19 protein-coding genes, 1 tRNA gene and 1 pseudogene are annotated in these 19787 nt (G+C 54.7%); 11 read left to right on the top strand and 10 right to left on the bottom strand.

Annotated elements, in window-relative coordinates; genetic code table 11:
* Nucleotides 1–84: 84 nt before the first annotated feature.
* Nucleotides 85–885 carry a 3',5'-cyclic-AMP phosphodiesterase gene (cpdA, locus tag IGS51_RS07785; RefSeq protein WP_297077768.1) on the bottom strand — a complete coding sequence of 267 codons (801 nt, stop codon included), beginning with the start codon at nucleotides 883–885 and terminating at the stop codon, nucleotides 85–87.
* Nucleotides 886–1055: 170 nt separating this feature from the next.
* Here cpdA and IGS51_RS07790 point away from each other — a divergent pair.
* Nucleotides 1056–1126, top strand: a tRNA-Cys gene (locus IGS51_RS07790).
* A 244-nt stretch (nucleotides 1127–1370) separates the two neighbouring features.
* Here IGS51_RS07790 and trpA read toward each other — a convergent pair.
* On the bottom strand, nucleotides 1371–2171 hold the full coding sequence (gene trpA / locus IGS51_RS07795; RefSeq protein WP_297077770.1) for a tryptophan synthase subunit alpha: 801 nt from the start codon (nucleotides 2169–2171) through the stop codon (nucleotides 1371–1373).
* Between trpA and IGS51_RS07800 the strand changes: the two genes are divergently transcribed.
* Nucleotides 2149–2313 (top strand): hypothetical protein, encoded by a 165-nt coding sequence (locus IGS51_RS07800; protein ID WP_297077772.1) that lies wholly within the window; start codon nucleotides 2149–2151, stop codon nucleotides 2311–2313. The genes trpA and IGS51_RS07800 overlap by 23 nt on opposite strands.
* Here IGS51_RS07800 and IGS51_RS07805 read toward each other — a convergent pair.
* Nucleotides 2310–2657, bottom strand: a complete 348-nt coding sequence (locus IGS51_RS07805) for a DUF3007 family protein (RefSeq protein ID WP_172353455.1) — start codon at nucleotides 2655–2657, stop codon at nucleotides 2310–2312. The genes IGS51_RS07800 and IGS51_RS07805 overlap by 4 nt on opposite strands.
* 795 nt (nucleotides 2658–3452) lie before the next feature.
* Between IGS51_RS07805 and IGS51_RS07810 the strand changes: the two genes are divergently transcribed.
* The 5 genes and pseudogenes from IGS51_RS07810 (at nucleotide 3453) to IGS51_RS22325 (ending at nucleotide 8687) form a co-directional block, all read left to right on the top strand.
* A complete protein-coding gene (locus IGS51_RS07810) occupies nucleotides 3453–4667 on the top strand; it encodes an HhoA/HhoB/HtrA family serine endopeptidase (protein WP_367279288.1) in 1215 nt (404 codons plus the stop codon).
* 82 nt (nucleotides 4668–4749) lie between these two features.
* A pseudogene (locus tag IGS51_RS07815) lies at nucleotides 4750–4926 on the top strand (UBP-type zinc finger domain-containing protein); the annotation flags it as partial.
* Nucleotides 4927–5102: 176 nt separating this feature from the next.
* A complete protein-coding gene (locus IGS51_RS07820) occupies nucleotides 5103–6746 on the top strand; it encodes an AarF/ABC1/UbiB kinase family protein (RefSeq protein ID WP_297077777.1) in 1644 nt (547 codons plus the stop codon).
* 71 nt (nucleotides 6747–6817) lie between these two features.
* A complete protein-coding gene (locus IGS51_RS07825; protein ID WP_297077779.1) occupies nucleotides 6818–7450 on the top strand; it encodes a hypothetical protein in 633 nt (210 codons plus the stop codon).
* Nucleotides 7451–8120: 670 nt separating this feature from the next.
* Entirely contained in the window at nucleotides 8121–8687 is a 567-nt protein-coding gene (locus IGS51_RS22325; protein ID WP_367279289.1) for a M23 family metallopeptidase, read from the top strand.
* Between the two features lie 83 nt (nucleotides 8688–8770).
* On the opposite strand, the gene bioB is transcribed toward IGS51_RS22325, so the two are convergent.
* From bioB to IGS51_RS07860, 6 genes are all read right to left on the bottom strand, one after another.
* Nucleotides 8771–9763: a biotin synthase BioB gene (bioB, locus tag IGS51_RS07835; RefSeq protein WP_297077783.1), complete on the bottom strand. Its 993-nt coding sequence runs from the start codon at nucleotides 9761–9763 to the stop codon at nucleotides 8771–8773.
* Between the two features lie 158 nt (nucleotides 9764–9921).
* Nucleotides 9922–11217 (bottom strand): adenosylmethionine--8-amino-7-oxononanoate transaminase, encoded by a 1296-nt coding sequence (gene bioA / locus IGS51_RS07840; protein ID WP_297077785.1) that lies wholly within the window; start codon nucleotides 11215–11217, stop codon nucleotides 9922–9924.
* A 37-nt stretch (nucleotides 11218–11254) separates the two neighbouring features.
* Entirely contained in the window at nucleotides 11255–11872 is a 618-nt protein-coding gene (bioD, locus tag IGS51_RS07845; RefSeq protein WP_297077787.1) for a dethiobiotin synthase, read from the bottom strand.
* A gap of 14 nt (nucleotides 11873–11886) precedes the next feature.
* Complete coding sequence (locus IGS51_RS07850; RefSeq protein WP_297077789.1) at nucleotides 11887–12714, bottom strand: methyltransferase domain-containing protein; 828 nt, start codon at nucleotides 12712–12714, stop codon at nucleotides 11887–11889.
* Nucleotides 12711–13430 (bottom strand): alpha/beta hydrolase, encoded by a 720-nt coding sequence (locus tag IGS51_RS07855; RefSeq protein ID WP_297077791.1) that lies wholly within the window; start codon nucleotides 13428–13430, stop codon nucleotides 12711–12713. Before IGS51_RS07855 ends, IGS51_RS07850 begins: the two co-directional genes overlap by 4 nt.
* Nucleotides 13414–14589, bottom strand: coding sequence for an 8-amino-7-oxononanoate synthase (locus IGS51_RS07860; RefSeq protein ID WP_297077793.1), 1176 nt, complete (start codon nucleotides 14587–14589; stop codon nucleotides 13414–13416). Before IGS51_RS07860 ends, IGS51_RS07855 begins: the two co-directional genes overlap by 17 nt.
* 202 nt (nucleotides 14590–14791) lie before the next feature.
* On the opposite strand from IGS51_RS07860, the gene IGS51_RS07865 reads away from it, so the two are divergent.
* Nucleotides 14792–15238: an SRPBCC family protein gene (locus tag IGS51_RS07865; protein ID WP_297077795.1), complete on the top strand. Its 447-nt coding sequence runs from the start codon at nucleotides 14792–14794 to the stop codon at nucleotides 15236–15238.
* Between the two features lie 362 nt (nucleotides 15239–15600).
* Nucleotides 15601–16332, top strand: coding sequence for a response regulator transcription factor (locus IGS51_RS07870; protein WP_172358719.1), 732 nt, complete (start codon nucleotides 15601–15603; stop codon nucleotides 16330–16332).
* Between the two features lie 297 nt (nucleotides 16333–16629).
* Here the strand turns inward: IGS51_RS07870 and IGS51_RS07875 are convergent, their stop codons facing one another.
* Entirely contained in the window at nucleotides 16630–17040 is a 411-nt protein-coding gene (locus IGS51_RS07875; RefSeq protein ID WP_297077797.1) for a Mo-dependent nitrogenase C-terminal domain-containing protein, read from the bottom strand.
* A gap of 652 nt (nucleotides 17041–17692) precedes the next feature.
* On the opposite strand from IGS51_RS07875, the gene menB reads away from it, so the two are divergent.
* Together menB and IGS51_RS07885 are read left to right on the top strand one after the other, a co-directional pair.
* The gene (gene menB / locus IGS51_RS07880; protein ID WP_297077799.1) at nucleotides 17693–18526 is read left to right on the top strand and encodes a 1,4-dihydroxy-2-naphthoyl-CoA synthase; all 834 of its coding nucleotides are present in this window, start codon (nucleotides 17693–17695) and stop codon (nucleotides 18524–18526) included.
* Between the two features lie 862 nt (nucleotides 18527–19388).
* The gene (locus IGS51_RS07885; protein ID WP_297077800.1) at nucleotides 19389–19745 is read left to right on the top strand and encodes a DUF1815 family protein; all 357 of its coding nucleotides are present in this window, start codon (nucleotides 19389–19391) and stop codon (nucleotides 19743–19745) included.
* Nucleotides 19746–19787: the final 42 nt, after the last annotated feature.

Consider the following 19787-nt stretch of genomic DNA (forward strand, 5'->3'; position numbering starts at 1 on the left):
CACAAACGCCACCGCACAAACGCCACCGCACAAACGCCGCCATGCAAACCTGGGAACAGCTAGCCTCCCTGCCCTAGAGACTGGCTACACCAGAGAGGCTTGCCGCTCCGCCCGCACCACCTGCGTTTCGTAGCGTCCGTCCGGATACAGCGTGATTTCTCGAAACCCTGGCTGACGGGTCAAATCAATCGAAAATTCGTCGATATTTGGCGAAAACTGGACACAGGTAGACGGTGTGCCCAAATAGCGCACGCCCTGCCGCATCTGATCAAATTCCTGGTGAATATGCCCAAACACCACCAGCTTTACCTGGGGATGCTGATCCAGCACCGCAAACAAATCCTCCCGATTTTGCAGCCCGATAGCATCCATCCAGGCGGAGCCAACGGCCAGCGGGGGATGGTGCAGCGCCACGAGCGTCGGCAGATGGGCAAACTGGCACAACTGAGCATCAAGCCAGCGCAGGCTGTCGTCGGAGAGCCGCCCAGATACTTCGTTCCACTGGCTAGAATTCAGCAAAATCAGGTTCCAGCCGCCTTGTTGCAGGCACTTTTGGGGCGAGGCGGGAAAGACCGAAAGCACCTGCTCCATCAGGGCGATCGCCTGATCATGATTTCCCGGTAGCCACAGTGCCGGAATGCCCAGCGGCGAAATCAGACGCAGCAAAACTCGGTAGGATTCCTCAGTTTCATCCTGCGACAGGTCGCCCGTCAGCAGCAGCAAGTCCGGCCGGGGCTGGCGCTGGGCAACCGCCTGAAGCACGACTTGGAGCGATCGCCCCGTTTGGCAGCCCTTCATCTCGCCCTGCTCGTCGGCAAACAGGTGCGTGTCGGTCAGTTGAACAATCTTCAAGCCCGCAGAGGGCGAACCCGCAGAGGATGGCATGGGAACCCGCCAGAAATCTTTCAGATGAGAATTATCGCAACTTCTTCGGATGATATACTAGATCCTCGTGGGACGAAGAACCTGTTCGCAGGGGGCGATCGCCCCTCGCAAACCCTTCCCAAATCCCTCACACACAAGTCGGCTGTCAACACTGTCAAGACAGCAAGCTCGGCGGCATAGCCAAGTGGTAAGGCAGAGGTCTGCAAAACCTTCACCCCCAGTTCGAATCTGGGTGCCGCCTTAATTTTATGTGCATATGATTTTATGTGCATATGATGCATCTAGAACGAAGGGCTAAGTGTCCGTAGCGAAGGATTGGATGTCACAGCGCCACGGAGACACTCCCTTTGCTCCTCTATGGGAACGCATCAAGGACTGAACCTGTTACTTTAGACACGCTAAAGCACGCGATTGGTTTGCTACTTCACTACCTCAAGTTCGGTGAGGTGCCCATCCCAACAAATGCCCGATCAAATGCCCAATTTTTATGCCTCTTGCAGCGATGCCTTCAGGCTGCGACAAAAAGTTTCAACTGATTCTAAGGCTTGATGCGGTTCGCCCTCTGCCAACCGCTTGACAAAGGCGCTGCCGACGATGACGGCATCTGCACCCCACTCCATGACTTGCCGCGCCTGACTCGGCTCTGAAATGCCAAAGCCAACGCCGATGGGCTTGTCTGTGACGCTGCGTAGCTCCAGCAGCAGATCTTGCACACGATCGCCCACCTGCGATCGCATTCCCGTTACCCCCGTCACGCTGACCAGATAGATGAAGCCCTGGGCCTGTTGGGCGATCGCCTGGATGCGCTCTTTAGGACTGGTCGGCGCAACCAGCAGCGTCACCTCGATGCCAATGTCTGCCGCAGGCTTCAGCACGCTGTCCATCTCTTCTAGGGGCAAATCTGGCACCACCAGGCCCCGCGCACCGGCCTCGTAGGCCCGTTTCAGAAAAGCCTCAATCCCCCGGTTCAAAATCGGGTTGTAGTAAGTGAAGAGAATAATCGGCGCTCGTAATGTCGGGCTGACGGTTTTGACCAGTTCCAGCACGTCTTCTAGCTTCACACCGCGCTGGAGCGCCCGCGAGGCGGCCGCCTGGATAACCGGGCCATCCGCCAGCGGATCGGAGTAGGGCACGCCGAGTTCGATCAGATCTGCACCGCTGCGATCTAGGACTTGCAGCGCCTTGGCTGTGGTGTCCAAATCAGGATCGCCCGCTGTAATAAATGGAATGAGCGCACACTGAGCGCGATCGCGCAGTGCCGCCATGCAATCCGAAACCGACTTCATGCTGTGTCCTGTAGATTTGTTTATAAGCCTGGGCTGCTATCTGGAATTTGCTACCTGGAATTTGCTGCCTGGAATTTGCTGCCCAGAGTTTGTTGCCCAGAATTTGTCACCTAGAGCCATGAGCGGCGATCGCCGTGCCTAAGGATCACCAGATACCTTACCATCCAGCGCTGCGTTTTCGTCGGCTGCCTTTTCCTGCTCTAGCTCTGCCTGAAGCGCTGCCAGTTCCTCCGGGGTCATCGCATCCAGTCGCTTTTGCAGCACGGCATCTTCATAGTCCTTGAGCTGCTGGTTATAGGTCATGTTCTGGGTGACTGCGCGAAACAGATACGTCACCAGCCAGCCCAATAGCCCGATGGTCAGCACCGCCTGCGTCCAGATGCCCGCATCGAGGTCGGTTAATCCCAGGCGAGTCAACACGACATAGACGATGCCACCCGCCGCAAACACACCCACCCCAATCAAGATCACGTCAATTCGCCGCATTCAGACCAGCGTTCCAGGCTTAGAGGTTTTTGAAAAAGCTAGAGGTAGAACCGTCTAGATATAGATATCCTAAAACGGTTTAGGACTCACACACTTACGATAAGCGTTCTGGGTCTTGGACGATTTCTCGCAGGTGCGCCCGCGAGAAATCGTCCAACTGTGTAAGTCCTAACGTTTTTTGAAACTGAAGACGGCTGCGCTGGAGAGAAATCATGGCCACGTCTGCTTCCCAAAAAACCATAAAAAGAAGAGGGAGCCGAGGGGCCCTGCTTTGATGCCGAAAAAGCTTTCGTGCAGGACAACCGACTCCCTGAGCATTCATTCACCTGTGATTTCAAGTTATCAACCAGGTTTGTCGCTGTCGTGAAAGGGGGATGAACTTTGCATGACAAACTCCGGAGTCAGTCTACGTCTAAAGGCAGGCTCATGGCTGAGTTGCATCTTTTCATAAGGTTGTGACAGCCTTGTCATTCGATTGACAAATTTCCCGATTAAATTATGGAAAGACTAATGCTTAATGATCTCACCCGGCAATCTAAACCTGATGATCTGAGCAGTGGTCTAGTCATGTCTACCAATAGCTGTCTAAACATATCGCAGCATTCATATTTCAGCACTATGGCAGTGTGTGTTGGGGGCGATTGTGTGTTGGGGGCGATTTTGTGGTCATGCCTCAGCACCACCGCTTCAAACCGAAGACAATTTCCTGAATCTACAAAAATTTTGGGAACAATTGGATATAGCGAGGAATCTGACACCGTGACGACCTCTAGAAAGCCTGAGCGCAAATCTTCCATGAAACAGTCTTTGATCTATCTAGCTCTGACAATGATGGGAGCTGGAGCGGTAGTAGCGGGCGATCGCCTCCTGGCCAATCAAGCGCTGGCTCCCATTGCTTCTGCACCGATGCCCGCAGAGTCCGTGGTCAGCCAGGTGCAGGCTCCGGCGGCGGTCTCTGCGCCCTCCGCGGCAGCGGCGTTTGCCTCTGGCGGGTCAAACTTTATTGCCAATGCAGCCGAGCGAGTTGGCCCGGCCGTGGTGCGGATCGACTCTTCACGAACCGTGACCCGGCGCGTTCCTGAGGCGTTTAACGATCCCTTCTTCCGACGCTTCTTTGGCGAAGAAGGGATGCCGCCATCGTCTCGCGTGCAGCAGGGCATTGGCTCTGGCGTAATTATCGACGCTAGCGGGCTGATTATCACCAATGCCCATGTGGTGGATGGGGCCGACCGGGTGACGGTGACCCTGAGCGACGGACGAACCTTTGAGGGGAAAGTTCTAGGGGGCGATCGCGTCACCGATGTTGCCGTCATCAAGATTGAGGGCGATCGCCTGCCGACGGCGACGCTGGGCAACTCCGACCTGCTGCGTCCGGGTGAGTGGGCGATCGCTATTGGCAACCCGCTGGGGCTAAACAGCACCGTCACCGCAGGCATCATCAGCGCCACGGGCCGCAGCAGTGCCCAAGTCGGCATTCCCGATCAGCGGGCCAGCTTTATTCAGACCGACGCAGCCATCAACCCCGGCAACTCTGGCGGGCCCCTGCTCAACGAGCGCGGCGAGGTCATCGGCATTAACACCGCCATCCGCGCCAACGCCCAGGGACTCGGCTTCGCAATCCCGATTAACACTGCCAAGCGCATTGCCGACCAGCTCATTGCTACAGGTCGAGTCGATCACCCCTATCTGGGTGTGCAAATGGTCAACTTGACCCCTGAACTGAAGCAAAACATCAACGACGATCCCAATAGCCCGATTCGGGTTCGGGAAGACCGGGGTGTGCTGGTGGTGCGCGTGCAAAACAACTCCCCCGCCGCTCGTGCAGGGGTTCGCGCTGGCGATGTGATCACCAAAGTGGGTCAGCAGCCCGTCATCGCTTCGGAACAGGTGCAGCAGGTGGTCGAAAACAGCCGCATTGGTAGCCCGCTGCCGGTCGAAATTCGCCGCGACGGGCAGACCATTAGCCTGAGCATCACCCCAGAACCGCTGCCTAATCAAGCCAGGAACTAGGGAACAGGAGTGAGGGGTTGGGGGCGATCGCCCCGCTGCGAAGGCCTCTGGCTATTGGGGCATCCGGCCAAGAGTCAGGCGAAAGTGGGGGCATCTGCGAATTTGCCAGACCTGTGGCAAGATGCTGTGCTGCGATTCGTCAAAACATCAGCACGCCCGCCGCCATTACGAAGAAACGGGGCATCCAGTCATGAGTTCGGCAGAACTGGGCGAAGACTGGCTCTGGTGCTTTGTAGACGAAGCCGCAAAAGAGTATTGAGTCTGCGCCCGCAGCCCCCGCAACAGATGCACTGCCCCAGACTTGCCCCAGAATCGCGCCAGACTTTTGAGCCGCGCTGAACCGAACCTTAACCCCAAACTCGACAAACCCCGCTAGGCTGTAAAGGTGGCGGGGCTTTTTTGTAAACGCCAACGGCAGTCCAGGGAAGTGTATCGATGCTCTCTCAACTTGTCCAGACCAGTTCCCGTCAAGGCGAAATCGCTGAGGTCGTGCTGCGGCACGGGTGGGACTATATGCGGCGGCTGCTGTCGGGCGGCAAGCTGGACGAGCCGAAGCTGCCCACGCCTGCGGTGCTGCGAAATATTCTGGTAGACCTGGGGCCGGTGTATGTCAAGCTGGGGCAACTGCTGAGTACCCGCCCCGACCTGTTGCCGCCAGACTATATCGAGGCGCTCAGTACGCTCCAGGCAAAGGTTCCGCCTGTAGAGTGGGCAGAAATTGAAGCGGTGATTCGAGAATCGGTTTCACGCCCTGTGGAAGATGTCTTTCTGGCAATTAACCCGGAACCTGTGGCAGCGGGGTCAATTGCTCAAACCCATCGGGCCACGCTCAAGGACGGCCGCGAGGTGGCCCTGAAGGTGCAGCGGCCGGGGCTGCTGCCTGTGGTGGAGCAGGATATTGCCCTGATTCGGGCGATCGCCAGCTTGGTGGCCCAAACCGAATTTGGCAAGCTCTACGACGTAGTGACCCTGGCGGAAGAATTTTCCCAGGCGTTGCGGGCTGAACTGCGCTTTACCCAGGAGGCGACCTATACCGACCAACTCCGCAGCAATCTGGGCCGCAGCCGCTGGTTTGACCCGGCCCAACTGGTGGTGCCGCAGATTATCTGGGAGCATACGACAGACCAACTGCTGGTGATGGAGTGGCTGGACGGCAAGCCGCTGCTGCTAGCGGAGTTTGCCCCCACAGAAGACGAGCGATCCGAAAAACGGGCGATCGCCAACCTGTTGCTCCGAGCCTTTTTCCAGCAGGTCTGTCTAGACGGTTTCTTTCATGCCGATCCACACCCCGGCAACCTGTTTTATCTCAGCGATGGGCGTGTGGCCCTGCTGGACTGTGGCATGGTGGGGCGGCTCGACCCCCGCACGCAGGACATCCTGCTAGAGCTAATCCTGGCCATTGTCAGCCTGGATGCCCAGCGCTGCGCTCAGCTCACGCTGCAACTGGCTCCCTCGGAGGAACCCATCAACCTGACGCGGCTGGAAACAGACTATGAGCGGCTGCTGCGGCAGTATTACAGCCTCAACCTGGGTCAGATTAACTTCAGCCTGCTGTTTTATGAGGTGCTGCAAGCCGCACGAAAGAACAAGATTCGCGTGCCGGGAAACCTGGGGCTATGTGCAAAGGCGATCGCCAATCTAGAAGGCGTTGCCCGCACGCTCGACCCCGAATTCAACTTTTCAGAGCAAATTCGCCCGCTGATGACCGATCTGTTTCGCCGCAAGCTGGTGGGCGATGCGCCGCTGCCTGCCTTCTTGCGGACGCTGCTGGATGTGAAAAATCTATCGCTGCAATCGCCCCGCCAGATTGAACTGCTGCTCGATCGCGTCACCTCTGAAACGCTGAACTGGAACCTGACCGTGCGCGAACTGGACACCTTGCGCCGCACCGTGGATTCTTCTGCCAATCGGCTCTCTTTTAGCATTGTGGTGGGGGCACTGATCATGGGCGCGGCGATTATCACCGCAAACGCCCCCGTCAGCCGCGTGGTGTGGATCAGCGAGGCGCTGTTTGCCGCCGCCAGCATCCTGGGGCTATGGCTAATTATCAGCATCCTGCGATCGGGGCGGCTGCGCTAAGCTCAGTTCATTAGCTCATTAGCGGCCTCTGGCTTTAGCATGGCTTTGCATGGTTTTAGAGGGTGAGAACGATGCAGATCGGTCAATACCTAACACTGGAGGAGTTTTGCACCTGCACGCAAACCTACCAGAAGTATGCGGATCAGATTGACCCATACCCCGAAAACCTGGAAGAAACCATCCCAGCTTTAGAGGCGCTGTGCCAGCATATTCTTGACCCTGTGATTGCTCACTTTGGCAGGGAGCGGTTTCAGTTGACCTATGGCTTCTGTTCAAAAGATCTGAAGCGGTTTCTGGCTCAGAAAGACCCAAAGACAGGGGTGAAGAATGGGCGGGTTGACCCAAGCCGGGATCAGCACATGGCACATGAGAAGAACCGAAATGGCAAGTATTACTGTTCACGCCTCGGTGCTGCCTGTGATTTTCGGATTATAGGGTTGGAGAGCGGTGTTGATAGTGTTGATAGTCTGTGCGATAGCACGTATCGCCTTGTGGAGTGGATTCTAGAGCAGCGATTGCCGTTTGACTCGCTCTACTACTATGGGGGCAACCGACCCATTCACATTAGTTACGCTCCTCAGCCCAGGCAGAATATTTGGACATTTACAGCGGGTGGGGTACCTACCAGGAAAGGGCTTGAAAAAATTGGAATGCCTAGAAAAGACGCAGAAACCGATCAAAAGTTCGGCGTGCAGTCGCTTTGATTGAACTTTTATATAGTACAATTGAATTAGTTTCTTAAACGGACATTCGTTCTTTATTTCAAAAATGTGCAGTCTTGGGTGCAAACCGGGAATCCTGAAGGTTGCCAAATGCCCCAAACAACCTCCTAAACAACCATTTTTCACCCTATTAGTCTTCATCAATTACCCACATGGGGGATGACGATTTGATAGAAAATTCTTAATTCAGCGGTTTTATTCTGATGTACGATGTTGGCGGTTGTAAGGCATAGGAAACCGAACTGGACTTGTACCTATTTCCGTCATGAGAGAAGTTTCAAACAACTTAGGAAAATTTCTGCTAACCGCTGGCATTGCCCTCTCTCTGCTCGTCGTAGTAGAAGCCCATCAAAAAATGAGCGAAGCTCGCTCTCTTAATGCCTTAGCAACCCAGAACGCGATCCGCGCTACGCCCGGTGCTGTGCCTGCCGACCGCTTCATGCCCCAGGTGACCGACCCTTCTACCCGTGACCTAGCTCCTGCGGACTCAACTCGGTCAATTTTTCCCAGACTGCGGCGATCGCCCCAGCCCGCTTCTACTACCTCAACTCCAACGCTCAACCCCAACGCTACGGGAACAATCCAGCCCATCAGACCCAGCGCCAATCCTACAGCGATCAGCGTGGGCGAACCGGGCGCTCAGGCTCAGAACATATCCTCCGTTGACGTTGCCCAGGTGGTCGCCCGCAACGAGTGGAGCAATGTTTCCTTCCCGCTAGAGCAATTCCAGGCATACACCTCGCCCTTTGGCTATCGCCGCTCCATTGAAGGCTACAACTACAACGAGTTTCACTACGGTCTGGATATGGCCGCACCCCAGGGCAGCTACATCCGCACCTGGACAACGGGCGTGGTGGTAGAAGTCACGGACGACTCAAACTGCGGCACTTCGGTTGTGGTGGAGGCTGGGCGCTGGCTCAGCATCTACTGCCACATGGAAGGGCGGGTCGATCGCACGGGCGGTCGCCGCTCTATGCTCGATCGCGCAGGCGGCCTCCAAATTTACGAGGGGCAGACGGTTTACGCCGGTCAGCGAGTGGGGCGTGTCGGGATGACAGGTCGCACCACCGGGCCCCACCTGCACTGGGGTTTGAAGTATGACAACAACTGGGTAGACCCGGCGCTGGTGCTGCGAGCCATGTACAGCGGCCAGCAAACTGCCCAGGGGCTACCGCAAATGCCTACGCAAATTGCCCGCATGGAAGAGACGGAAGAGTAGACAGCCGCTACAGTTGAAACTCTTCTAAAACTCTTCAGAATTCTTCAATAGCGTAGGCTTCTTGCCCGCGCTATTTTTTCACGCTATTTTTTTGGGGTGGTTTCTGGGCAAGATACCAGCGGCTCTGCGCCAATGTCGGCCAGCAGTTGGCGATCGCGTTCTTCTGCGGGATTGCCCGTCGTCAGCAGCGTATCGCCATAGAAAATTGAGTTTGCCCCTGCCAAAAAGCACAAGACCTGGGCTTCGCGGCTGAGCTGGCTGCGTCCGGCACTGAGGCGCACCCTTGCCCTGGGCAGGGCGATACGGGCGGCGGCGCACATCCGCACCAGTTCCAGCGGGTCGATGGGTGGTTGAGCTTCTAGCGCCGTGCCCGCCACGGCCATCAGCGCGTTGATGGGTACGCTTTCGGGATGCGGATTCAGGCTAGCCAGGATACTCAGCATCCGGGCGCGATCGCCCAGCCCCTCGCCCATGCCGATGATGCCGCCGCAGCAGACCGAAATGCCCGCCTGCCGAACCCGTTCCAGCGTTTGCAGGCGATCGCCATAGGTGCGCGTGGTGATGATCTGCCCATAAAATTCGGGGCTGGTGTCGAGGTTGTGGTTGTAGGCAGTCAGCCCCGCCGCAGCCAGCTTTTCCGCCTGGGTGTCGGTCAGCATTCCCGCTGTCACGCAGGCCTCCATGCCGAGCGATCGCACGCCTCGCACCATCTCCAGCATTTGATCAAACGCTTTGCCATCCCGGATTTCGCGCCACGCCCAGCCCATACAAAAGCGCGATGCCCCAGCCGCCTTCGCCCGTTCCGCCGCCGCCAGCACTGTTTCTACCGAGTGAATTGGCTGTGGCTCGACGGTGGTGCTGTAATGGGCCGATTGTGGGCAGTAGGCGCAGTCTTCCGAACATCCGCCCGTCTTCACGCTCAGCAGCGTCGCCAGTTGAATCTGGTTTGGCGGATTGAACTGACGGTGGATCGTTTGGGCACGATGCACCAGATCCATTAGCGGCTGTTGCAGCAAATCGAGGACTTCTTCAGTTGTCCAGTCGTGGCGCAATACAGGGATAGAAGACGCAGCCATAGGTCTTGACGCAAACATCAGGGCAGGTTCTCATCATATCCCTAGCGGGTGACCCTCTAGCGGGTAGAAGCTTTCAGGAATCAAATGGTGGGTGCTGATTGTGGGTGCTGATTGTGGGTGCTGAAAATTGGGCGTGAAGCCTGAATCTTCAGGTGACTTCAAATTAGAAAATCTTTGGACAAATCCGTCAAGATTTCTTCAATTCCCTGATAGATTTGGGACAACTCTGCGTCACAGATACAGTACGGAGGCAGAATATACAGAACGTTTCCAAGTGGGCGTAGCAGCAGACCTTTGGCGATCGCCCGCTGACGAATTTTTAGCGAAATTGTGTTGAGGTATCCCGATCGTTCTTGGGTCACCAGATCCATCGCTGCAATCGTACCCGTAACGCGCAATTTTTCAACAGCAGGATGGTCTTTCAACTGAGCCAACTGTGCATGATGTTTTGCTTCCATACTGCGAAACTGTGGCTCATATTCAGTCATTAGCTCTAGCCCTGCCAGCGCCGCCGCACAGCCCAGCGGGTTGGCCGTGTAGCTATGGCCGTGATACAGCGTTTTCAGCGGCTCGTCATCATAGAATGCGTGGTAAATTTCTTCTGAGCAGACTGTTACAGCAAACGGCAAAAAGCCGCCCGTAATTCCTTTAGAAAGGCAGAGAATATCGGGCGAAACGCCTGCTTTATGACAGGCGAACCAATCCCCCGTGCGCCCAAAGCCCGTCATCACTTCATCAAAGATCAGCAGTGTGTTAAAAGACTGGGCGATCGCCCTCAGTTTTTGCAAGAACTGGGGTCTACACATCCGCATTCCACCCGCCCCCTGCACCAGCGGCTCAATAATCACTCCTGCAATGCGATCGCCCCGTTCATCTAGCGCTTTCTCAAGGATTGAAAGCACCTTTGCTTCTGTTTCTTCAGCCGTGCAATCGCCCCAATAGGTTGAGGGAAACGGAACAAACTCCACGTTAAATAGCAAGTTGGAAAATACCGCCGAAAATAAGGAACGCGCACCCACTGACATTGCGCCAAAGGTGTCCCCATGATAGGCTCCGTCAAATGCTAGAAATGTGCTTCTTGCCTGCCCCTGATTCGCCCAGTATTGATACGCCATCTTTAGCCCGACTTCGACCGCCGTTGAGCCATTGTCAGAAAAGAAGACCCGATTAAACGGAGCGCCCAGTTTTGCGACTAGTTTTTCCGCCAGTTGCTCTGCGGGGTCATGGGTAAATCCAGCAAAAATGACTTGCTCGAGCTGCTGCGCCTGCTGATAGATTGCCTCAGCAATTTTGGGATGGCAATGTCCGTAAGTGTTGACCCACCAGCTCGAGATGCAGTCAATTATTTTGTGCTCATTCTCTAGCTCTAGCCAAACACCCTGCGCGGATTTGACCTTTAGCGGTTCCAGCGCCGTTTTCGCTTGGGTGAATGGATACCAAATGTGAGGATGCATGGTTTTAAGAAGGTATTTAAGATCGGAAAAGCTGAGATCAGAAAAGCTGATCAAATGCTTGCTTGAGTGTAGCGGGATTGACCTCGGCCAGTGGCTCCAGTTCTGCAAGAATGGGCACGTTGCCGTAGTGGGCGATCGCCGCTCGATTTCCCTCATTTTTGGGGCCGTTCACAATCACACCCAAGATAGGAATTTCCATCCGCCGCAGTTGAGCCAGCGACAGCAGGGTATGGTTAATCGTACCCAACGTGCTGCGAGCCACCAGACAAACCGGAAGCTGAAACTGTCGGATTAAATCAATCACAAAATCCTCTTCATTGAGCGGCACCATTAGCCCACCTGCCCCTTCAATAATGAGAGGTTTATATGGCAGTTGAGAGGGTAGCTGAAAATCGGAAAGATGGATCTGAACGCCATCAATCTCAGCGGCGGCATGGGGAGAGAGGGGCTGCGTTAGCGTGAACCTTTCTGGCAGGAAATGGGAGTCATCTAAACCAGTGACTTTCCGCACGTAATCCGTATCGCTGATCGGATCAAGCCCCGACTGAATCGGCTTCCAATAGGACGCATTCAGCCCAAGAGTTAGCAAGGCAGAGACGACCGTTTTTCCTACGTTGGTATCGGTTCCTGTAATGAAGAATTTTTCTGGAAACATGACGGCATCTTTGGTTAAAGTTTATTGCGAGAAATAGTGAAATAGGCTACGTCATAGTGAATTCCTCCAGAAAGACTTGCAAATTCATCGAGTGCGCTAACCAACTGTTTAAAGTCTGAAATGGAAAGCTTGGTTTGGGAAAGGCTAGTTCCCGCACCAATTTGCTTTAAGCTTCGGAAGAAATCGCGTGAAGACGTGAAGGAAATGCCGATGGATTGTTGCCAATATCGAGTTTGAACAGGCCGAGATGCGAGGAATTGTGCAATCGCCCCCGGATCAGGCAGGGGATTTCCGGTAAAGGGTAAGTTCAGGCTTCGACAGGCTGCTTTCCACTCTGGAAAACTGTGACAGGTCGGAAACGAGATGAGAATTTTGCCGCCCGGTTTGAGGGCAGAAATCCAGCGATCTAGCGCAGGCTCAAGCTGCTGAAACCACTGCACGACGAAGCTGCTAATAATCAACGCATAGCTCCTGGAAATGGGTTGCCAAAGTTCGCCGTCAAGGGTTCTGAAGGTCATTTCAGAGGAATGGCTGATCTGAGAAACTTGCTGCTGGCACGCGGTGAGCATTGATTGGGATAAGTCGGTAATTTCCAGAGGGCGATCGCCCATCTTCTTTACTAATCCTTGAGTCAAAAAACCCGTGCCGCAGCCAATCTCAATCACTTTTCCAGAGGGCAGTTCAGGACACACTCGATCGAGTTCCTCTAGTAACCGGGCCGCGCATTTTTTTTGCACCAAAGCTGCCTGATTATATTGCGTTGCAGCTTGTCCAAAGGCTTCTTCAATTTGACATTTTGCATGGGTTTTCTCTAAAGCATTAGCGCCGTTTTCTAAAATCATGCGGGAGGTAGAGAGTGAATAGCGGCGATCGCCCGTTCCCAGCAGCGCTCAAAATGCGTTAGATGCAGCAGATGTCCGGCATTGGGAATCGAGATAAACTCAGCCCTCGCCAGCAGATGCGTGGCTTGCTCAGGGGTATCTGGAAATGGAACAATGCGATCGCTCTGACCATGAAAGGCAATGGCGTGAGCCGTTTGTGGCAAGTGGTCGAGATTCTGAATCGACTCATCTAACTGTTGCAAATCTTGCAGCAAGAGGGCAGAATTGAGCCGATTTTCGCGAACCCGAAAACTTTCAGAAGGTTCACACCAGGCTGGATCAACCTCGACAGGTGAGAAACACTTTTTGTAGAAGTTTTGCAAGACTAGGCTCGGTGTTTTTTCAAACTGCTGAATCATAATTTGTAGAATGCTTTTTGAGCGATCGCGCGATCGCCCCGACAGCGGATGAAACGACGAAAATCCGCTGAAGACTAGCACTAGATCGGCCTGATGCATCTGCTCAACTGGACAGAGATGCAGCCCATAGGAATGAGCCAGAATCACTTTACGGGAAGGCTGTTGGCTAAAACCGGGCTGATTGGGCAAGCCAAAATAGCCCCGGTCGAATAGTTGCACCTCAACGCCCGCAGTTTTCAACGCCGCCGCCCACGGCTGCCACAGGTCTGCGTCAAACCCCCAGCCGTGATAGGCGATCGCCTCAATGCTGCTGCTCATGCCCGTTCCTCAACGCGCTAGTTAATGATCCTAAATGCTGGCTGGTGTGCTGGCTAGAGAGTGCGAGCCGCAGTCGTGCCGTCCCCTGGGGAACCGTTGGCGGGCGAATGGCCGCAGCAAGGATGCCCTGGGTTTCTAGCCATTGAGCCAGGGACAGCGCCCGTTCCGCCTCGCCCAGCATGATGGGAATAATGTGCGTGGAAGATGGCCCAGTGTCGAATCCTGCCGCCCGAAGCTGGGTTCGCAACGTCTCTGCGTGCCGGGTCAACCGCTGGCGATCGCCCTCCAGACTGGGCATCAGCTTCAGCGCAGCGGCGATCGCCCCAATCACACTGGGGGGAAGTGCTGTGGTGTAAATAAAGCCGGGACAGGCGTTGATCAAATAGTCCCGCAGTCGCGCCGAGCAAACCAGGAACGAACCAAACGCACCGAAGGCTTTGCCCAGCGTGCCCATCGCCAGATCCACGCCAGGGTTGCCCATCGCCAGCCCCATTCCCCCTGCACCCAGCACCCCAATCGCGTGGGCCTCGTCCAGATACAAAATCGCGCCGTAGGTCTGCGCCAGGTGAACAAGCCGATCGACATCCGCGCGATCGCCATCCATGCTGAACACCGTTTCCGACACAATCACGACACGGCTATAGCGCTGATTCACCGCCTGTCGCAGCAGCGATTCCAGATGCTCGTAGTCGTTATGCCGATAGCGGGTTAGCATGGCGCGGCTGGCCAGTGCGCCGTTGAGCAAGCTGCTGTGAACTAGGCGATCGCACAAGACCAGCGCATGTCGATCAAGCAGCGCCCCCAAGACCGTTACATTTGCCTGAAACCCAGAATTGAACAATAGCGCCGCTTCGCGCCCGCAGGCCGCCGCCAACGCTGCCTCTAACTGCTGGTGAATGTCGAAACTGCCCGTCACCAGCCGCGACGCAGTTGCGCCCGTGCCGTAGCGCTGCGTATAGTCTTGGGCAGCGGCAATCAGCACTGGATGTTTGGACAATCCCAAATAGTCATTGGCGCTAAAGTTCACCAAGGTCTTGCCCTGCTTTTGCACATGGACGGCATCGAGCGGCACAACCCCTTGGAGCGATCGCCTCGTTTGCTGGCGCGATCGCCCCTCCAAAAACGCCTCAACAAAAGCAAACTTGTCCTCTTCCCCCATTTCCGTCAATCGCCAATATCGTCATACCTGCCGATTTCAAAGCGGCTCCCCTCTCCCTTCTCCCCTCTCCCTTCTCCCTTCTTCGTTCTTCCCTCTTCGTTCTTTCCTCTTCCCTCTTCCCCCTTCCTCCTTCCCTCTTCCCCAGAAACTTTGTAGAGTAAAGCAGTAGCCCCAACTGATTGCAGTTTCTCATTCTCCCACCATGGCCGACTGGTTAGATCACACCGTTCAAGTCGAAGTCGAAGCGCCCATCGAGCGGGTGTGGGGACTCTGGTCTGACCTAGAGCAAATGCCCAAGTGGATGAAGTGGATCGACTCGGTGACGATTCAGCCAGATAACCCCGACCTGTCGCGCTGGAAGCTGGCCTCTAGTGGGTTCGAGTTTAGCTGGCAGTCCCGTATCACCAAGCTGGTGCAACACCAGATTATGCAGTGGGAATCGGTGGACGGACTGCCCAACCGGGGCGCAATCCGGTTTTACGATCGGGGCGATCGCAGCGTGGTAAAGCTCACGGTGTCCTACGCGATCCCCGGTATTTTGGGCAAAGTGATGGACAATCTTTTTCTGGGTCGCCTGGTGGAATCGACGCTGCAAGCCGATCTCAACCGATTCCGCGACTACGCGCTACGGGCAGAGATGTCGAGCTAATCGAAAAAATCTCTGGCGATAGGCGATACAAGGATTTCGGCGCAAAATCTGCGACACAAGGTTAGTTCATAAGGACGGAGGGTAGACAGAGGGCAGACAGAGGGCGATCGCCCAAGGTCTGAGCAATGCCCACTCTGGTTCTTCAACCCACTCTTACCAGACCATTTCTTGCCTTAGCTCGCAGGCTCCTGATTCAGCCCCCAGCCAGGAGGGTGCATTTTGAGCAGAAAAAATTTAGAATTGCTCGTATATTCTGTTTAAGTTCTACAAATGTTTGAACGGCTTTGTAGCTTTTGTTATTAATCCGTTATAAAAACAATAGATTCCATAGGATTTCTAAACGTTAAACCCAGTTTTTAATGATGCCTCGGATACTTGTAATCGACGACGACGTTTCCATCTCAGAGCTAGTAGCTGTCAATCTAGAAATGGCTGGATATGACGTGAGCCAGGCCGCAGACGGGGTAAAAGGTCAGGCGTTGGCACTGCAACTGTTGCCCGACCTGATTATGCTCGATCTGATGTTGCCCAAGGTAGACGGCTTTACCGTGTGCCAGCGGCTCCGGCGAGACGAGCGCACAGCCGACATTCCCGTGCTAATGCTCACCGCCCTCAGCCAGACCCAAGACAAGGTGGAAGGTTTCAACGCGGGCGCAGACGACTACCTCACTAAGCCCTTCGAGGTGGAGGAAATGCTGGCGAGAGTCCGCGCCCTCCTGCGCCGCACTGACCGCATTCCCCAGGCGGCAAAGCATACGGAAATCCTGAACTATGGCCCGCTGACGCTGGTGCCAGAGCGGCTAGAAGCCATCTGGTTTGACCAGACCGTAAAGCTCACCCATTTGGAATTCGAGCTACTGCACTGCCTGTTGCAACGGCATGGGCAGACAGTTTCCCCTAGCGAAATCCTGAAAGAAGTTTGGGGTTATGATCCCGACGATGATATTGAGACGATTCGGGTTCATGTCCGGCATCTGCGAACCAAGCTAGAGCCTGATCCCCGCCATCCCCGCTATATCAAAACGGTTTACGGCGCAGGCTATTGTCTGGAGCTTCCAGCCACAGCTGCTTCGGCAGAGACGGCAGAAGTATAGAGACGGTAGAGACGCATAGAGACGGTAGACGTACAGATCGTCGTGCGTGTCCGGCTCAGGGGTGTGAGTGCTGCGTCAGCGCTCTTGCGTTTTTGGGACGTTGTGAAGCGGGTCTGTCTCAATGCTCCCAAATGGCGCTACGGATAGAATTGCTGGAAGCCCCGTACCGCCTGTTTGGTAATCCAAATTCGCCAGTTCAAATCTGTCAGTTCAAATTCGCCAGTTCAAATTCGAGGACCAACATAGGCGTTTGTCGATTCTTGGCAAAGCCCCAGCGAATCCGTAAATGCGTCCGGATTAGCAGTAGGGCGTTACATCTACTCCGCATTCGTCTGCTAGATAACACAGTGCCCGAAACCGAAGCGCTACAACCTCTTCGTAGACGGGATTGAGCTTACACAGCGGCGGAATCCGAAGAATCGTTTTCCCCAAGACCCGCACCTCTCGCTCGAAGGGACACCGGGCCGGGATCGCCTGACAAATCCGACGGGCCTGAGCTTCACTTGAGATTTCAATGTTGTTGAGCCATTGGCGCAGAGGTTGCAATGGCGCACACTGCGGACGCAGCGAGGGTGAAACAAATGCTGTTCTGTAGAGCGTGGCTGGGGGCTGGGTGGATGGATGGGACTGACTTGTTGCAGCGTCGTTGGGGAGCCATGTCCAGCTAGAGAGCGCCAGATCCGGGGTTCTGTAATGAGACCAATTCATGTCAATACCTCGCCCTGCAATGGAGGGATGTGACGGTGAGAGAAGGACTTTGCGCTAAGTTTGCGTTAATCCGGTAAGTAAACCGCTAAGTAAACCGCGAGAAGGCAGCAAAAGGAGCGGATAAGAAACTGTTAACCTTTTCTACAAGCTGTAGAGAGCCGCTACTGCAACCAACCTAACGCTTTATTGATGAAGTTGGGGTAGTGCTGTAAACATTGCAGTGTGAATAATTTACGAGCTTTCTAAGCTACGGCTAGAGGTTGATGGGTACACTGCGATCGCCCTCTGCTGCTCTGCCCTCAGATTGCCCCCTGCCTAATCGAAGGATTCGCGTGGGATTACGGAATTCTGGCAACCATGCGATCGCCCTACTGGGGAATTTACGTGCTTTGTAGGCCGTAAAAATGAAAAACGAAGAGCGAAGAACGAAGAACGAAGAACGAAGAACGAAGAGGGAAAATTGTAGGGAGTAGGGGGTTCTGGGGTGGGGTGGGGCTGGGATTGGTAAACTGCGGGATCGCGCAACGTGGTAGGCTCGTAGGGCGATCGCCCACCAATGTTTCTTGCACGGTTGCTTGCTTTCTCTTAGCTTTCCTGTGCTGGCGTTCTCGCTAACTTACCCACTCACTTTTTTCTGGCATCGATCCCTACCATGCACGCGGACTGGCAGACTGCAAAAAGCTACGAAGATATCCTCTATCACAAGGCAGATGGCATCGCCAAAATCACTATCAATCGCCCCCACAAGCGCAATGCCTTTCGCCCGGAGACGGTTGCCGAACTGTACGATGCCTTTAGCAATGCCCGCGAAGATCCCCGAATTGGGGTGGTGCTGTTGACCGGAGCAGGCCCCCACACGGACGGGAAATACGCTTTTTGCGCGGGCGGGGATCAGAGCGTGCGCGGCCAGGGCGGCTATTTAGATCAAGGCGGCACGCCCCGGCTGAACGTACTGGACTTGCAGCGACTAATCCGCACGATGCCCAAGGTGGTGATTGCTCTCGTGGCGGGCTATGCCATTGGCGGCGGCCATGTCCTCCATGTTGTCTGCGACCTCACCATCGCCGCAGATAACGCCATTTTTGGACAAACTGGGCCCAAGGTCGGCAGTTTTGACGGGGGCTTTGGCGCTAGCTATCTGGCCCGTATTGTTGGACAAAAGAAAGCGAGAGAAATCTGGTATCTCTGCCGCCAGTACACCGCCCAGCAGGCCCTCGATATGGGACTCGTCAACTGTGTTGTGCCTGTGGAGCGGTTGGAAGCCGAGGGGATCGCTTGGGCGCAGGAAATTCTGGAGAAAAGCCCGATCGCCATCCGCTGCCTGAAGTCTGCCTTTAATGCTGATTGTGATGGACAGGCGGGACTGCAAGAGCTGGCGGGCAATGCAACGCTGCTCTATTACATGACAGAGGAAGGCAGCGAGGGCAAGCAGGCGTTTCTGGAAAAGCGATCGCCCGATTTTCGTCAATATCCCTGGCTACCCTGAACGCGAGCGTTAGAGACGTTTGGGGCGATCGCTCAAACATGGGGATCACGCCAACAGCTTTCATCATCGAATCCTGATTAAACTTCCCACTTTCAAGATCCCGAACTAAAATGTGTTTGGGAGCGACGCTCTGAGGAGTGAAGTCGCATAGTCTAACAGAATTCAACAAACAGGGCTCAACAAGCTGAATTCAACAGAGCTGATTGGACAAGTTCTTGGCAGAATCGCAAACGCTATAGATACAGGCGCTATAAAGCTCTTGCTCCAATCTATCTCAGAGTCCGATCTAGTGAAAGATTGAGTGGCCAGCGTCTTCCCTGCTTACTACTTGGGTTGTGGAGTCTTATCTGCCAGGTGGGTCGCTTTACAAAGTTGGGGTGAAGATGTGGTTGTGAGCGGTGCAGGCTTGCGGAATCCGATGGGGTCAGGCTGTAGACAGCAGTAGAGTGGGTCGCTGAAATCGAATTAGGTCGCTCTCCTCTTGGATAAGCTGGCTGACCAAGGGATATAAGGGATATTCGGTTAGGACTATTCAGGGGTATCTGCGGCGATTAGCTTGAGAAAGCATACTTTTTCACCGAGGTTTGTTTGATCATTCATAGAAATTTACTGATGATCATGCCGAATGTGACCGGAGATACCCATAGGACTGTAGAACTAAGCTAGCGTCCTAAAAGTCAGGCAAGTCGGGATTTTCAGCTTCGCTGCATACTTTCGCCATAAACTCCTTTTTCGTAAGAATGTTTTAATATTTAGGGCGAGGCGGTTGTGTCTCGAATAGCTACAAATACTTAAAAGAAGGTTGCGACAATCTAGAATAGTCGAATGTGATGTTATAGAGTGTGGTGATTGGAGGTCGAAGATGTTTTTGCGACTTGCAGAACAGCATCGTCGGTTTGTTCATGACCTGGTAATGAATCTCCAGGCATTGGCCATTGTGCTGGAGCGCCAGGGTTACCTTGCGTCTTGCTATACCTGCGGGGGCCAGATGAACAGCGCGTCCTTTATGGTGAGTCTGGGTGAGAACCACCTGATCCGCTTTTTGGTGTCAGACTATGGCATTACCTGGACAGAAATGCGCGACGATCGCGAGCTAATGAAGCTTGAAGGCGCAGAGGCGGTTAGCCAGCTTCAAGAATTGGCAAATCTCGCAAAGTTCCAGATTAAACCGTCCGATGGGCATGTTTCGCTGGCGCGGATTTCGGGTGGGGCAGCCTGAGATTGTCTTTGAGTTTCTGGGCTTTGAGTTTCTGAGCTTTGA

This window comes from Thermoleptolyngbya sp. M55_K2018_002, assembly GCF_015295965.1.
Classification (GTDB): Bacteria; Cyanobacteriota; Cyanobacteriia; order Elainellales; family Elainellaceae; genus Thermoleptolyngbya; species Thermoleptolyngbya sichuanensis.

Coding starts and splice junctions, on each gene's coding strand:
- cpdA (WP_297077768.1), bottom strand. CDS start 885: ATGCCATCCTCTGCGGGTTCGCCCTCTGCGGGCTTGAAGATTGTTCAA.
- IGS51_RS07800 (WP_297077772.1), top strand. CDS start 2,149: ATGCAATCCGAAACCGACTTCATGCTGTGTCCTGTAGATTTGTTTATA.
- trpA (WP_297077770.1), bottom strand. CDS start 2,171: ATGAAGTCGGTTTCGGATTGCATGGCGGCACTGCGCGATCGCGCTCAG.
- IGS51_RS07805 (WP_172353455.1), bottom strand. CDS start 2,657: ATGCGGCGAATTGACGTGATCTTGATTGGGGTGGGTGTGTTTGCGGCG.
- IGS51_RS07810 (WP_367279288.1), top strand. CDS start 3,453: ATGAAACAGTCTTTGATCTATCTAGCTCTGACAATGATGGGAGCTGGA.
- IGS51_RS07820 (WP_297077777.1), top strand. CDS start 5,103: ATGCTCTCTCAACTTGTCCAGACCAGTTCCCGTCAAGGCGAAATCGCT.
- IGS51_RS07825 (WP_297077779.1), top strand. CDS start 6,818: ATGCAGATCGGTCAATACCTAACACTGGAGGAGTTTTGCACCTGCACG.
- bioB (WP_297077783.1), bottom strand. CDS start 9,763: ATGGCTGCGTCTTCTATCCCTGTATTGCGCCACGACTGGACAACTGAA.
- bioA (WP_297077785.1), bottom strand. CDS start 11,217: ATGCATCCTCACATTTGGTATCCATTCACCCAAGCGAAAACGGCGCTG.
- bioD (WP_297077787.1), bottom strand. CDS start 11,872: ATGTTTCCAGAAAAATTCTTCATTACAGGAACCGATACCAACGTAGGA.
- IGS51_RS07850 (WP_297077789.1), bottom strand. CDS start 12,714: ATGATTTTAGAAAACGGCGCTAATGCTTTAGAGAAAACCCATGCAAAA.
- IGS51_RS07855 (WP_297077791.1), bottom strand. CDS start 13,430: ATGAGCAGCAGCATTGAGGCGATCGCCTATCACGGCTGGGGGTTTGAC.
- IGS51_RS07860 (WP_297077793.1), bottom strand. CDS start 14,589: ATGGGGGAAGAGGACAAGTTTGCTTTTGTTGAGGCGTTTTTGGAGGGG.
- IGS51_RS07865 (WP_297077795.1), top strand. CDS start 14,792: ATGGCCGACTGGTTAGATCACACCGTTCAAGTCGAAGTCGAAGCGCCC.
- IGS51_RS07870 (WP_172358719.1), top strand. CDS start 15,601: ATGCCTCGGATACTTGTAATCGACGACGACGTTTCCATCTCAGAGCTA.
- IGS51_RS07875 (WP_297077797.1), bottom strand. CDS start 17,040: ATGAATTGGTCTCATTACAGAACCCCGGATCTGGCGCTCTCTAGCTGG.
- menB (WP_297077799.1), top strand. CDS start 17,693: ATGCACGCGGACTGGCAGACTGCAAAAAGCTACGAAGATATCCTCTAT.
- IGS51_RS07885 (WP_297077800.1), top strand. CDS start 19,389: ATGTTTTTGCGACTTGCAGAACAGCATCGTCGGTTTGTTCATGACCTG.